Below are 14,399 nucleotides of genomic sequence, written 5' to 3' on the forward strand. Positions count from 1 at the left end.
ATGACTAATTTTTCCAAAGCTATTTCCAGATTTTTTCGATCAGTACATTTTAAAATTGCACTGATTTTTACTGTTATTACTTTGATCACGCTGGGACTTGTTGGCGCTTTTTTTGTCAACCAATACTCTTCTCAGCTAATTGATTCCTTCGATGCCCGTGTGACGATTCCGACAACGATCAAGAACCAGTTAATTTCTGAACTTCAAATTTCAAACTCAACGACTGCTAATCAAGACATCAATCAAACCTTATCGACTTTAGGCGGTTCTACGGAACAAGATTATGTTTATGTCGTTGACCAAAAAGGTGTTATCCGCGGCAGTCTGACGGTTGAGATGAAGCAGCTTGTTGGCCAAGGAGTTGGTGCTTCGATCAATACAACACAAGCTCAAACCAATATTTCTCGCGCACTGTCATCTAACGATACTTACGTTGAGCGTTTTCGCAGTAAAATTCTGGGTCGACGCTATGAAACTTTGACGGTGCCGCTAGAGAGCAAGCTAGGTGACCGCAGTTCGACTGTTGGGGTATTTGTCTATACAGCCAGTATGGAATCTATCTATTCGTCAATTGCAAACATTACAAATATGTTTATTGGTGCCTTATTTATTCCTTTATTGATGGCTATCATGATCGGTTTTTTGATGGTCCGTTTGCTGACACGACCAATTACAGAGTTAGCCAACCAGACCGAGGAAATCACAAAAGGCAATTACTCACTTCGAAACTCAATTAAATCCAAAGATGAAATTGGCGTTTTGGCGACTCAGATCAATGATTTGTCTGACACGATCGCTTCAGAGACAGCAGTGTCGAATATGGAAAGCGATCGACTGAATTCTTTGTTGTCGAATATGACCGATGGTGTCTTAGCGATCACCCGAGATGGCACGGTCACGATCATTAACCAAGCGGCTTTGGATCTTTTACATATTTCTCGGTCTGATGAGGCCGTCGGCAAAAATATTTCCGATCTGCTAAAACTTGTTGATAAAAAAATTACCTTGCGTAAACTTTTTCAATCCATTCGCGGTTTTGCGGTGCAGCCCGATGGTTCCAGTGATGTTACGTTAAATGTGGTGGCCAGCCTTGTACGTCGTCAGTCCAGTTTCATTTCTGGTGCCGTTGTTGTTTTACGTGATGTGACCCGCCAATTGAAATTAGAAACAGACCAAAAGAACTTCGTTTCAAATGTTAGCCATGAGTTAAGAACGCCGCTGACTTCAGTCAATTCTTACATTGAAACTCTTCAAGAGGGCGCTTTAACACAAAGAAAAATTGCTCGCGAGTTTTTGGGCGTGGCTCACGATGAAACGCAAAGAATGATTCACATGATCAATGATTTGCTTGAATTATCACGGATGGATCAGGGTACGGCCAAAATGGAGACCGAGGCTGTTAATTTCTCGAAATTTGTTAATTATGTTTTGGATCGTTTTGATGTGATGTTTAAACAAGGCCACTCAATGCATTCGAATCATAACTATAAAATTATTCGTCATTATGACCAGCAAAAAGCCATTTATGCTGAGATAGACTCCGATAAATTCATGCAGGTCATGGACAATGTGATTAATAATGCGATCAATTATTCTCCTGATGGCGGTAATATTGAAATCGGGATCGAAGAGACTGATGAGTCTATTATTTTAAGCATTAAGGATCATGGATTAGGTATTCCTAAAAAAGAGTTGGATAATATCTTTACACGCTTTTACCGTGTTGATAAATCACGAGCTAGAAAACAGGGTGGATCAGGACTTGGTTTAGCCATTTCTAAAGAAGTCGTAGAAGCCTTACATGGTAAAATGCGTGTTGAATCAACAGTTAATGTGGGTACGACTTTCTTCATCACGTTGCCGAAGGTTGACACAAGCTCATCGCGATTTGATTTTAATTAATGTTACTTTAATCTTATATTTGGATAATAATGTCGGAGGTATGTGTTAGTGGCTGAGAAGAGAGACCTAGATGAACCGCAAGAAGAAAATGAAACTCAAACAAGCAAAAAACAACACCATGCTGGGCGGATCATCGCGACAGCTGTTTTAGCGGGTTTGCTGGGTGGCGGTGTCGCAGTCGGCGCAGGCTACGTGTATACTCAGACAACCAATTTCATTGGTAAAACGACTGGTGTTTTAGGCAACGGCAAAACAACGATCCAAGCACCCACTATTTCTGGCAAAACTGATGCTACGAAGGTTTACAACAACTTAAAAGGAGCTGTTGTTTCTGTTTTAAATCAGCAAAAAAGCACTGCCAGCACAAGCCAATTTTCATCATCATCGAGCAGCAGTTCGACTAGCAGCAGCTTCCAGACCGCTTCAGAGGGCTCGGGCGTGATTTATAAAGCAACTAACGGCGTTGCTTATTTAGTTACTAATCACCACGTTGTTTCTGGGGCAGACAGGATCCAGGTCGTTTTATATGATGGCACGAAGATAACTGCCAAATTAGTTGGGTCTGATGCAATGACTGATCTAGCTGTTTTAAAAATTGTGAGTTCCGATGTCAAAACTGTGGCACAGTTCGGCAATTCTAATCAGATCAAAACTGGTCAAACCGTGTTGGCGATCGGATCCCCGTTAGGTACGGATTATGCTTCCTCTGTGACAGAAGGGATCATCTCGGCACCTAAAAGACTTGTTTCTAATACATCAGAAAGCGGCAAAACAAATTATGGTGATTCGGTCGCGATTCAAACCGATGCAGCCATTAATCCAGGTAATTCAGGCGGCCCGTTGGTAAATACTGCTGGACAAGTTGTCGGCATTAATTCACAAAAACTCACGGAAACTGATGAGGGAGAATCAGTCGAGGGGATGGGCTTTGCTATTCCTTCGAATACAGTGGTCAATATTGCAAATAAATTAGTTAAATATGGCAAGATCGTCCGACCTGCATTGGGTGTTGAAGTAGTTGATTTGAACGAAGTCTCTACTGAGGATCGGATCAATACCTTAAAATTGCCTAGCAAAGTCAAGGGTGGTGTCGTAATTGCTGGTTTTTCAGACAAGAATTCGCCAGCCAAGAAAGCCGGTATGAAAAAATATGATGTCATTGTTGCAGTGAATGGCAAAAAAGTTTCTGATTTGGCTGACATGCGTGATATTATTTATAAATTCAGCATTGGCGACTCAGTTAAAATCACTTATTATCGTGGATCAAGCGAGAAAATAGCAACTGTCAAGATGAGCGAAAGTCTAAAATAATAACTATCCACAATTTATTAAGGATTTACTAATACTGTGGATAACTTAATATACGAACACGATACAGGCCGAGAAATCGGCTTTTTGTATAATCGAAAATATTTTTTGTTCGTGTGGAAAAGTGGATAAAACAAGCGAACGTTATAATTAGTTACATGTTGAATATCCGGATTTTGGTTGTTGGCAAAATTAAAGAAAAGTATTTTACAGCAGCTTTGGTAGAGTATTTAAAACGGCTTTCGCGTTTTGTAAGAACCGAGATCGTCGAGGTCAAAGACGAAGCGACACCGGAAAAAGCGAGTTCATCTGATAATGAACGTATTCTTCAAAATGAAGGACAACGACTCATTGAGAAAATTGATCATCGCGATTTTGTTTTTGCTTTAGCGATCGAGGGAAAACTGATTTCATCGGAAAACTTAGCAGCTGAAATGAATCGTCTGCCAATTGATGGTTATTCAACGATTGATTTTGTTATTGGCGGTTCTTTAGGCCTTTCAAATGAAGTTAAAAAAAGAGCGAACGCCAAGATTTCTTTTGGCCGCATCACGCTGCCTCACCAATTGGCTAGAGTCGTGTTATGCGAGCAAGTCTACCGTGCTTTTATGATAAATGAGGGAAGTCCATATCATAAATAGTGGTCGCTTTTATTAAAAAACAAGCCAATTAATTTGACTTGTTTTTGTTATTTTTATTAGGTTTGTTCAGTTCATCTTCGGTCTTTTCAGCATCTTTAATATCCTCATCTTTGATATCGGAAGCTCGCCAGGCTAGTAATTTTTTTCTTTTTAAATATTTGCTTTCGGAAATTTCACCGCGAGCAAATTTTTCATCCAAAATTCTTTGTGCCTCATTTGATCTGAAATAACTGCCCAAATGTGTGAATTCAATTTTATCTTTTTTTTGATACTTTTTCCAAAATGCGATAACGATCAAAACAATAATAATCAAGATAGCAATTTGAACACAAAAAGCGATTAAAGACCAGATCCAAGCAAATGGGCTCATCATGTTCCAACTATATCCATTCATTGCCTTAATGCCTCATTGCCATAAGAAAAAACCCGCACGACGGCGAGCTTATGCTTTTCCATTGATTTTAACGGCTTTAGGGAGTTCGACACCTTCAACGCCTTTTGCCCACTGCTGCAACTGAGCAGTACGCTTCAATTGGTTTTTCTTTTGTTGATTATGAGACACTGGCCGTGGTGCTGAAAATGAATTAAACGGCGACTTACCAGTTAAATTTTTACTAGACATAGTTATACCTCGAAAATATTTTAAGCAATTGTTTATTTTACGTGCTTTCGTCCTAAAAAGCAAGGATCGCACCAATCTTAGCTATAATTTAAGTAATGGAATTTCTTAAAAAAAATCGACTCCTGTACTGGACTATTGAAATTTTGCTGCTAGCAATCTTAATATTAGTCTTGTCATCGCTAAGTTTTATCTTTGAACCAATCGGTATTTTCTTTCGCACGATCTTTTTTCCTTTGATCGTTGCGGGATTTCTTTATTATTTATTGCATCCAGTTGCTGATTTTCTGGAAAAACATTTTCATTTAAAACATTTGTTAGCTGTGTCGCTGACCTTTTTTATCTTTGTTCTTTTGGTTATTTTGGCTTTTATCGCCTTTATGCCGCAATTGGTCGAACAGATCAGCAACATGCTTGGTTCTTTGCCGAGCTTTGCTAAAGATATGCAAAAACTCGTTGATAGTTGGGCTAAATCCAACTGGTTCAAACAGCTTGGACAAGAGATCAAAGTTAAGGATATTCAAACACAAATCAGCAAATATTCCTCTACTTTTTTGAAGGTTTCTTTAAGCAGTCTGGGGAACATCGTCTCCTTTATGACGACGTTCACGGTTAATTTGATTACGATTCCGATCATGCTTTTTTACATGCTGGCTGATGGTGACAAATTTATTCCTTTTATTAACCGCTTTGTTTTTCCAAGTCGAACCAAGGAAGTAAGCGAACTAGCAGCACGTATGAATAAAACGATTAGCCGTTATATTGACGGCCAGTTTATTGAAGCGATGTTTGTCATGACTTTTATTACAGTTGGTTATCTGATTATTCATCAGCCATTTGCACCGATACTGGGAATTTTTTCCGGTTTGTGTGTGCTAATACCTTATGTTGGGCCATATATCGGCATGCTGCCTAGTTTATTCATTGCCATGACAATTAGCGGCCAACAGGTTTTAGCTGTTCTAGCGGTCGTTTTGATCGTTAGCCAGCTGGATGGCAATTTGATTTATCCAAATGTGATTGGTCGAAATTTGAAGATTCACCCATTGACGATCATTATTATCTTGCTATCAGCCGGCAATATTTGGGGACTTTTCGGCATGATCCTTGGAGTACCGATATACGCTATTTTACGAACGCTGTTTATTTTTATTTATAACTTGTATCAGTTGAGAAAAGGTAAAAAAAATTCGCTCGAGGATGCACTGATCAAAGAAAAGGAATTACCAAATGATCGATTGAAACAGCCCAAAAAGGAGGACTAACAAATGACAGCAGATGAATTTGCAGCAATACTTAAAACTAAGGGTCTGCCGATCTCTGAAAAAAATCTTGAATCCTTTCAAAAGTATCTTGATTTTTTGCTGGAATACAATCAAAAAGTTAATTTAACTGCAATCACTGATCCGAGTGATGTTTGGCTGAAACATTTTTATGATTCTTTGACACCACTGTTGTACCTGCCTAGTACCATTAAAAAAGTGTCATTGATCGATATTGGCTCAGGTGCTGGTTTTCCAGGAATACCGCTGAGAATTATTGATTCGCGGCTGCAATTAACGTTACTGGATTCGCTACAAAAAAGAATTTCGTTTTTGGATCAATTAATTGAAAAATTGGCTTTAAAAAATGTTGAAACAGTTCATGGCCGAGCTGAAGATTTTGGCAAAAATCCTAATTATCGTGAGAAATTTGATTTTGCGATTGCGCGGGCTGTTTCTAATACGAATACCTTATTAGAGTTGCTTTTGCCTTTTGTCAAAGTTGGCGGCAAGGCTATTCTGATGAAATCAACTCATCATGAAAACGAGATTTTTGATGCTAGTAAGGCGCTAGAAGAGTTAGGCGGTCGTGTTGCGCAGACTTTTTCCTTTGAATTACCGAATGGCGACCCACGTGTTCTGATTACCATTGACAAAATCAAGCCGACCAAAAACCGTTATCCGAGAAAAGCCGGTACACCTTTAAAGTCGCCTATCGGTGGTAAACCATGACTAAAGTAATTGCGCTAGCTAATCAAAAGGGAGGTGTTGGCAAAACAACAACTGCTTTGAATTTAGCAGCTGGTCTTTTAAGGCATAACCAAAGCGTGCTGCTGATCGATTTGGATCCACAGTCCAATGCGACCTCGGGATCAGGTGTTGATAAAGAAGATATTACGAATGATGCGTATGATGTTTTAATTGCAAATAAAACGGCCAAGTCGGCTATTATTCACCGAAGCGATAATTTTGATATTTTGCCTTCATCAACTGAATTAGCCGGCGCTGAAATTGAATTGACGAAAAAAAAGGACCGGCAGACTCTCTTAAAAAGAAAGATTGCCAAGGAGAAAACAAATTATGATTTTGTTCTGATCGACAATCCACCGGCATTGGGATTATTGTCACTAAATTCCCTTACCGCAGCCGATTCAGTCCTGATTCCGGTTCAAGCGGAATACTTCGCTTTAGAGGGATTAGCCCAATTAATGAAGACGATCGATCTAGTCAAAGAACATGGTAATTCAGGCTTGACGATTGAAGGAATTTTGATGACAATGACTACACACACGAAAATAAGCCGGCAGGTCGTTGCGGAGGTTGAAAAGCATTTTCCGGAAAAAACTTATGAAATAACAATTCCGAGAAATGTTCGTTTAACTGAAGCACCGAGTTTTGGTCAATCAATTTTTGATTTTGCGGGATTTTCATCGGGTGCACGAGCATACAATAAATTGGTAAAGGAAATTATTAGCGAAAATGGCAAAGAAGACAGTAAACCAAGTTGAAATTATTCATACAGCTGGTGATTACCATTTGCATGAACAAAAAGTGAATGATTACTTAAAATATTCCGGCGGCAAAGTCGTTGCTTCTTTTGTTGGCACGCCTAATGTGAATCATCACAATGAACCAGGTCATTTTTATACGATGATCGAATTTGAGGCGGTCGTAGATGGCGAATAAACGTGGCTTAGGCCGCGGTATGGATGCTTTATTTTCAGATGAAGCCGATAAAAAAGAAGCGCAGGTTGTTGACAAGGTCGCTGACAAAAAAGATCAAGATAATGTTGTATTAAAGATCGCGATCACTTCTCTGGAAGCTAATCCTTTTCAGCCGCGAAAGACGTTTGATCAAGCAGCTTTATCAGAGCTGGCTGATTCCTTAAAGGAAAGCGGGCTGATTCAACCGATCGTCGTGCGCAAGCACGGAGATAAATATCAAATTGTGGCTGGAGAGCGTCGTTTTCGAGCGGCTAGATCAGCTGAATTAACACAAGTTCCAGTCATTGTGAAGTCCCTGTCTGACAACGCTATGATGGCTTTGTCGATCATTGAAAACTTGCAGCGTGAAGACTTGAACCCCATCGAAGAAGCTCAAGGTATTAACGCTTATATGAAACAATTAACCTTGACCCAGGCTCAAGCAGCTGAAAAACTTGGTAAATCACGCGCTGCTATTGCAAATACGCTGCGCCTTTTGAATTTACCAGCGCAGGTTCAGCAACTGATTATTGAGGGTCAACTTTCAATGGGGCACGCACGAGCTTTATTAGGCTTGGATGCGCAGTCCGATATGCTGCTTTTAGCTGATAAGGCCATCAAACAACAGCTGTCGGTTCGCCAAATTGAAGATATAGTTCGACACACCGCTAGTTCTAAGCAAAAGACGAATGCAAAAAAACCGTCAAATAGTATCTACATACAAGCCATCGAACAGCAGCTGGAAGACAAGTTTTCGACCAAAATATCTTTGTCAAAGAAAAAACTGGAAATTAATTTCGCCAATAAAGACGAATTGAACCGAATTTTGGATTTACTGGGAGTTGATCTGAATTAATGAATTATCAGTTGAATACAATTGTGGAAATGAAAAAGCCCCACGCTTGCGGGACAAATGCTTGGCAAATTATCCGTATGGGTGCGGATATTAAAATTGAATGTACGAATTGCCATCGCGTTGTGATGATGACACGACAGGATTTTAAAAAGCGTTTAAACAAAATCATTAAAGACTGACTGATTCAGCCTTTTTTATTTGCAATCAATTAAATAGTAGAATTAGGATGAATTAGGAGTAAATATGTCATTAACTGCAGGAATTGTCGGCCTCCCGAACGTCGGCAAATCAACATTATTTAACGCGATTACGAAAGCAGGGGCCGAGATGGCCAACTATCCCTTTGCAACTATTGAACCGAACGTTGGCGTTGTTGAGGTGCCCGATGATCGTTTGGCGAGAATTCAAGCCATTGAACCAGCTGATAAAGTGGTACCGACGACTTTTGAATTTACAGATATTGCCGGCATTGTCAAAGGCGCTTCTCAAGGTGAAGGCCTGGGTAATAAATTTTTGGAAAATATTCGTCAAACAGATGCGATCATTCAAGTGGTCCGTGCTTTTGAAGATTCCGAAATCACACACGTCTCCGGCAAGGTTGATCCAGTCGAGGATATTGAAACGATCAACACAGAATTGATTATTGCCGACTTGGAGCAGATCAATAATCGTTATGCAAAAGTTGAAAAAGCTGCCTTGAATTCTAAAGAAAAAACTGCAATTGCGGAGTACAATGTTTTAAAAAAAATTAAACCTGTTTTAGAAAGCGGCCAGCCGGTTCGCAGCTTGTCATTTGATGAAGAGGAAAAGAAGATCGTTCATAATCTGTTCTTTTTGACCGATAAACCGATGCTGTATGTTGCCAATATTGCTGAAGATGATATGGCTGATCCGACTAAATCGCTCCTTTATCAAGCGGTGGCGGATTATGCAGCTAAGGATCAGGCTGAAGTGATCGGTCTAGCAGCTAAGACTGAGGAAGAAATTTCTGAAATGGACGATAGCGATAAACAAGATTTCTTAGAAATGGCGGGTGCTAGCGAACCAGGACTGAACAAATTGATCAGGACAGCTTATCACTTGTTAGGTTTACGGACATTTTTTACGGCCGGCGGGAAAGAAACAAAGGCGTGGACTTTTAAGACTGGCATGAAAGCACCACAGGTTGCGGGTATTATCCATTCTGATTTTGAACGCGGCTTCATTCGTGCCGAAACAATTAGTTTCACTGATTTAGATACTTTAGGTTCGGTAGCGGCGGTTAAATCAGCTGGCAAACTGCGTTCTGAAGGTAAAGAATATTTGGTACAGGATGGCGACATTATCAATTTTCGCTTCAATGTTTAATCAGATAGATCAACACAAAATAAAAGACCCTTGATCGGGTCTTTTTCAGTATAATTATTATCAGTCAACATCTTTATGAAACACGAATTAGCCACGACATATGACAGCTCGCTATATTGAAATTTACCAACAACTGAAAACAGGCATCGTCGAGGAAAAATATCCCGCAGACTCTTTTTTACCTAGCGAGGCCAAGATCGCTGACCAGTTTTCGTGTTCTCGAGATACAGTCCGCAAAGCGTTATTACGTCTTGACGAAGACGGCTTTATTCAAAAACAGCATGGACGTGGGTCACAAGTTTTAAAACACAGCTTGATTAATTTTCCAATTTCCGGTCTGACCAGTTTTCAAGAATTAAAAGAAGTCCAAGGCTTGGATGCAGCTACAAAAGTTGTTTTATTTGAGACGATAAAGTCTGATCCCAGCAACTATCACAAGACTGCTTTTCCGATCGGCACGAATTTGTATCATATTATCCGTGTACGTAATATCGACGGTCTGGCTAGCGTCATCGATGAGGATTATTTTGACCAAAAAATTGTCCCTCATATGACAGCGAAAATTGCCAGCGGCTCTATTTATGATTATTTGGAGAATACAGAAAAATTGATCATTGCTTATGCGGAGAAATCAGTTACAGCTGAATTGGTGACGTCAACAGACCGTAAATGGATGCCAAATCTTGCAGTGCAGGAAAACCGCCTAATTCAAGTAGAGAGCCGTGTGCACTTGGCTGATACGACTTATTTTCAGCATACGATCAGTCGCCATCGTCCCGATAAATTCCAGTTTAACGAATTTTCTCGTCGACAAAAAACATTTTAAAAACCCAATTGATAGTGGCTGGGTTTACTATTAATATTTAATTGCAAGCGTTTCATAAGGTCTGATAACTAAATGATGAGTGATTTTTGCGTCTGGATAATTAGCCAGCAAAATTTTGCCATCAAGAATCTTGTCTGTCAAGTCTAAGCTAGTTGCTGCTTCACCGAAGTGATTAATAACCAGCAGTGTTTGATTCTGATAATGCCTTGTGAAGGCGATCACCTCTGGCACATCATTGAAAACAGCTTGATAATCTCCTTTGACAATCACACTTTCTTGTTTTCTCAACGTAATTAAGCGCTGGTAAAAATGAAAGAGACCGTTGGGATCCTTGACATCTTTTTCAACATTAATATTGTTGTAGTTGCCATTTGCCAACCAGGGCTGGTGGGTAGAGAAACCGCCATAATTGCTAGCGTTCCATTGCATCGGTATTCTAGCGTTATCACGAGATTTGCTTTTAATAATGGCAAAAGCTTCTTCGGCTGTTTTGCCTTGAGCTAATAAGGCATTGTAAGCATTGTGGGATTCAACGTCAACATAATCCTTCATGGACTGAAAATCCGGGTCCGTCATGCCAATTTCCTCGCCCATGTAAATATAAGGTGTACCACGATTTAAATGAATGGTCGCGGCCAGCATTTGTGCACCTAAACGATGGTATTTAGGATCGGTAATAAAACGATTAATTGCACGCGGCTGATCGTGATTATTCCAAAACCATGCCGGCCAGCCATCTCCGTCGGATAAACCTTCTCCCCATTGCTGCAGAATTTGCCTTAATTGACGAAAATCGTAGGGTATTTTGGTCCATTTATTGCCATTATCATAGTCAACTTTTAAATGGTGAAAACTAAAAGCCATTGATAATTCATGTCGATTCGGTTTCGTGTAGGCAATGGCGTTTTCAATCGTCGTCGAACTTAATTCACCAACAGTTAGAATATTCTCATGTTCTGTAAAGACATCTTGATTGATCTTTTGCAAGTAGTTATGCACGATCGCTTTGTCTGTATACATCTCTTTGCCATCACCAGCGTTAGGGTCATCTATTAGCTGTTGATCTTTACCGACGACATTGATCACATCAAAGCGAAAACCTTTTACGCCCTTAGCCAGCCAGAATTTTAACACATGCTCTAATTCCAAAATCACAGCTGGATTACGCCAATTTAAGTCAGCCTGTGAGACATCATATAAATGAAGGTAATCTAAGCTGCCGCTGCCAAATGCTGCCCAAGCACTACCGCCGAATTTTGATCGCCAATTGGTCGGTGCAGAACCATCGGCCTTTTTTGGCCGTAGCAAGTAGTAATCTTGGTACTTTTTATCGCCTGCTAAGGCTTTTTGAAACCATTCGTGAGCGACTGAGGTGTGGTTGAAAACCATATCCATCATGATACCGATTTTTAGATCCGCTGCTTTGGCCACGAGTTCTTCAAAATCCCGCATATTACCGAAAATTGGATCAATTGCACAATAGTCGCTAATATCATAGCCGTTGTCTCGTTGTGGAGAGGGGAAAATCGGATTAATCCATAAATAATCAATGCCTAATTTGGATAAATAGGGTAATTTTTCAACAATGCCCTGTAAATCACCGATACCATCACCGTTACTATCCTTGAAGGATTTTGGGTAAACTTGATAAACAACTTTGTTTCCAATATTTGACATAAACCCTTCCTTAATAGTTTTTAGCTAACTGCATCTTTAAAGACGTTTTTCTTTTCAACGTTTCTTACTTGATCGACATCACTGTCTTTAAATCCCCAGAAGTAAACACAAACAAAGGAAACGATCGTGGTGATCGTACTAGCAATCACAAAGATCCAGATGTTATTCGGATTTGTTTTTGAGAAGAAGGACGGAAAGCCGATCCATGATCCAGTAAAACCGAACATATTAATTTTCATGAGACCGGCAATAAAAGCACCAACAGCGCTACCAATACTTGCCATCCAAAAGACACGACCATATTTTAAGTTAATGCCATACATTGCAGGTTCGGTCACACCGGCAAACCCAGAAAGGGCACCAGCTAATGACAAACTTTTAATATCGGTTTTCTTTGTTTTAGCCCAAACTGCTAAGGCACCAGCTCCCTGAGCGATCATTGTGAAGTTGACCAGACCGTTCAAGACTGAATGTCCTGTTAAAGCGATGTCATTAGAAATTAACGGTATAACCATCCAATGCAGACCGAAGATGACTAGACATTGATAGAAAGCACCGATCACTAATCCGGCAATTGCTTCGTTGGATGTGACTAAGAAATTGATGATAGCTGCTAGACCAGAAGAAATAAGTGATATTGCAGGGCCCATTAAGACGAGCACAGCTGATGTCACGATAAAAAGTGTAAACAGTGGTTGGAAAATAGAACGCAAACTCAGTGGCAACACCTTCTTGAGCCAATTGCCGACTGGTCTCGCTAGCCAAGCTGCGAAAATAATTGGGAAAATTGAAAACGAATATTGTGGAATATGAACCGGAATACCAAAGAAGCTAGCATTCAGTGGAATACCAAATAAGGTGGTCATACCCTTAACTGGCGCCTCCCATAAAGCCGCTATTGTTGGATGAACTAAAACACCACCAATCGCAGCTACGACAATTGGATCTGATTTTAATTGTTTGGCAGCTGTATATCCAACAAGGATCGGCAAGAAATAAAAGGTCGAGTCGCCCATAGCGTTGATGATGATATAGGTTGTTGATTTCACATCGATCCAGCCTAAATTAAAAGTAAACAAAGTCAAAAAGCCTTTTAAAATACCAGAGGCTGCCAGCAAACCAATAATTGGAATCATTGAGCCTGTGATAGTACCAACAAGCAGCTGGAAGGCATAAACGACCCAGCCCCACAAATTGGTCGGCCGTTTTTCCACTACCGCCTGTGTGTCTGCCACTGCTTGATCGGTAGCGGCTTGATCAACAACTGAATCACCTAATTGAGCAACGACCTCATCGTAAACATCCGTGACTGCTGGCCCGATGACAACTTGGTATTGGCCAAGAGCGGCATTGTAAACGGCACCAGCGATTCCCGGTAAATTAGAAACTTTTGCTGTATCAGCTTTTTTTTCATCTTTCAGATAAAATCGTAATCGAGTAATACAATGAATCACTTTATCAACATTACTAGCGCCGCCGACGCCATCAATAATGTCGCTGGCGAGCTTTTTATAATCTTGTTTTGCCATAATAACCCCCTTAATGAAATTTATTTAGCCTGAGCACGACCGATAATTTTTCCTGCTTCAGCTGACCCATAATTTACAGAAAAATCATCGAGTGCGTCCTTAGAATTAGTGATCAGCACCATGGTACTTGCAGGGAAACCAGCATCTTTGATAGCCTGCCAGTCAACTTCTGTAATTTTGTCACCGCCATTGACAACATCCCCAATTTGAACAAGTAGTTTAAAGGGTTTTCCACCCATGCTGACTGTGTCAATGCCGATATGGACCAGGACTTCCAGACCATCGGCTCGCTTAAATCCAACTGCATGTGGCTGAGCGGCAGTTACTTGGCCGGATACTGGTGCCAGTATTGGACCGCCTGTTGGTTCGACCGCGAAACCTTCACCCATCATTTTTTGTGCGAAAACAGGATCCGATACGGTGGTTAGCTCAACAACTTTTCCACTCACTGGCACATAAAGATTTTGATCATCAATTAAAGTCTTTTTCTTTTTTCCTAAACCGAACATCTTGCCTCCTAACTTGTACGTACAACATTGAAATACAACTTAATCATAATCAATAAATGACATAATTGCAAGCGGTTACATTGGTCACTTCAAAAAATAATCTCACAAAGATATTGGTTGGCAAAGATGTTTAATAGGTGTGATGTGTTTCTTTCGGAAAAAATAATTCTCTTTGAAATGGCGTTATTTATCGTTGTGAAAACTGTGATATGTGTCATT

The 14,399-nt window shown here is 40.2% G+C and carries 16 protein-coding genes; 11 read left to right on the forward strand and 5 right to left on the reverse strand.

What is annotated here, in order from left to right; genetic code table 11:
* The 3 genes from DLJ48_RS03685 to rlmH all read left to right on the forward strand — a co-directional run bounded on the left by DLJ48_RS03685 (position 1) and on the right by rlmH (position 3,851).
* Positions 1 to 1,902, forward strand: coding sequence for an ATP-binding protein (locus DLJ48_RS03685; protein WP_128686016.1), 1,902 nt, complete (start codon positions 1 to 3; stop codon positions 1,900 to 1,902).
* A 129-nt stretch (positions 1,903 to 2,031) separates the two neighbouring features.
* A complete protein-coding gene (locus DLJ48_RS03690) occupies positions 2,032 to 3,213 on the forward strand; it encodes a S1C family serine protease (protein WP_419776169.1) in 1,182 nt (393 codons plus the stop codon).
* A 155-nt stretch (positions 3,214 to 3,368) separates the two neighbouring features.
* A complete protein-coding gene (rlmH, locus tag DLJ48_RS03695; protein ID WP_128686020.1) occupies positions 3,369 to 3,851 on the forward strand; it encodes a 23S rRNA (pseudouridine(1915)-N(3))-methyltransferase RlmH in 483 nt (160 codons plus the stop codon).
* A gap of 28 nt (positions 3,852 to 3,879) precedes the next feature.
* On the opposite strand, the gene DLJ48_RS03700 is transcribed toward rlmH, so the two are convergent.
* Both DLJ48_RS03700 and DLJ48_RS03705 read right to left on the reverse strand, forming a co-directional pair.
* Entirely contained in the window at positions 3,880 to 4,245 is a 366-nt protein-coding gene (locus DLJ48_RS03700) for an SHOCT domain-containing protein (protein WP_128686022.1), read from the reverse strand.
* A 48-nt stretch (positions 4,246 to 4,293) separates the two neighbouring features.
* On the reverse strand, positions 4,294 to 4,473 hold the full coding sequence (locus DLJ48_RS03705) for a hypothetical protein (RefSeq protein ID WP_128686023.1): 180 nt from the start codon (positions 4,471 to 4,473) through the stop codon (positions 4,294 to 4,296).
* Positions 4,474 to 4,568: 95 nt separating this feature from the next.
* On the opposite strand from DLJ48_RS03705, the gene DLJ48_RS03710 reads away from it, so the two are divergent.
* From DLJ48_RS03710 to treR, 8 genes are all read left to right on the forward strand, one after another.
* The gene (locus tag DLJ48_RS03710) at positions 4,569 to 5,735 is read left to right on the forward strand and encodes an AI-2E family transporter (RefSeq protein WP_128686025.1); all 1,167 of its coding nucleotides are present in this window, start codon (positions 4,569 to 4,571) and stop codon (positions 5,733 to 5,735) included.
* Between the two features lie 3 nt (positions 5,736 to 5,738).
* Complete coding sequence (gene rsmG / locus DLJ48_RS03715; protein WP_128686027.1) at positions 5,739 to 6,464, forward strand: 16S rRNA (guanine(527)-N(7))-methyltransferase RsmG; 726 nt, start codon at positions 5,739 to 5,741, stop codon at positions 6,462 to 6,464.
* The gene (locus tag DLJ48_RS03720) at positions 6,461 to 7,240 is read left to right on the forward strand and encodes a ParA family protein (protein ID WP_128686029.1); all 780 of its coding nucleotides are present in this window, start codon (positions 6,461 to 6,463) and stop codon (positions 7,238 to 7,240) included. The genes rsmG and DLJ48_RS03720 overlap by 4 nt, the downstream gene beginning before the upstream one ends.
* Positions 7,212 to 7,418, forward strand: coding sequence for a hypothetical protein (locus tag DLJ48_RS03725; RefSeq protein ID WP_128686031.1), 207 nt, complete (start codon positions 7,212 to 7,214; stop codon positions 7,416 to 7,418). The genes DLJ48_RS03720 and DLJ48_RS03725 overlap by 29 nt, the downstream gene beginning before the upstream one ends.
* On the forward strand, positions 7,408 to 8,292 hold the full coding sequence (locus DLJ48_RS03730; RefSeq protein WP_128686033.1) for a ParB/RepB/Spo0J family partition protein: 885 nt from the start codon (positions 7,408 to 7,410) through the stop codon (positions 8,290 to 8,292). Before DLJ48_RS03725 ends, DLJ48_RS03730 begins: the two co-directional genes overlap by 11 nt.
* Positions 8,292 to 8,471, forward strand: coding sequence for a DUF951 domain-containing protein (locus DLJ48_RS03735; RefSeq protein WP_128686035.1), 180 nt, complete (start codon positions 8,292 to 8,294; stop codon positions 8,469 to 8,471). The genes DLJ48_RS03730 and DLJ48_RS03735 overlap by 1 nt, the downstream gene beginning before the upstream one ends.
* A gap of 64 nt (positions 8,472 to 8,535) precedes the next feature.
* Complete coding sequence (ychF, locus tag DLJ48_RS03740) at positions 8,536 to 9,639, forward strand: redox-regulated ATPase YchF (protein WP_128686037.1); 1,104 nt, start codon at positions 8,536 to 8,538, stop codon at positions 9,637 to 9,639.
* A 100-nt stretch (positions 9,640 to 9,739) separates the two neighbouring features.
* A complete protein-coding gene (gene treR / locus DLJ48_RS03745; RefSeq protein WP_128686039.1) occupies positions 9,740 to 10,465 on the forward strand; it encodes a trehalose operon repressor in 726 nt (241 codons plus the stop codon).
* A gap of 30 nt (positions 10,466 to 10,495) precedes the next feature.
* Here treR and treC read toward each other — a convergent pair whose 3' ends face one another.
* The 3 genes from treC to DLJ48_RS03760 are packed head-to-tail and all read right to left on the reverse strand — an operon-like array spanning position 10,496 to position 14,180.
* Complete coding sequence (treC, locus tag DLJ48_RS03750) at positions 10,496 to 12,142, reverse strand: alpha,alpha-phosphotrehalase (RefSeq protein ID WP_128686040.1); 1,647 nt, start codon at positions 12,140 to 12,142, stop codon at positions 10,496 to 10,498.
* A gap of 20 nt (positions 12,143 to 12,162) precedes the next feature.
* Positions 12,163 to 13,671, reverse strand: coding sequence for a PTS transporter subunit EIIC (locus DLJ48_RS03755; RefSeq protein ID WP_128686042.1), 1,509 nt, complete (start codon positions 13,669 to 13,671; stop codon positions 12,163 to 12,165).
* 20 nt (positions 13,672 to 13,691) lie between these two features.
* Positions 13,692 to 14,180 carry a PTS sugar transporter subunit IIA gene (locus DLJ48_RS03760; RefSeq protein WP_128686044.1) on the reverse strand — a complete coding sequence of 163 codons (489 nt, stop codon included), beginning with the start codon at positions 14,178 to 14,180 and terminating at the stop codon, positions 13,692 to 13,694.
* Positions 14,181 to 14,399 lie beyond the last annotated feature (219 nt).

The organism is Oenococcus sicerae (assembly GCF_004102045.2).
GTDB classification, from domain to species: Bacteria; Bacillota; Bacilli; order Lactobacillales; family Lactobacillaceae; genus Oenococcus; species Oenococcus sicerae.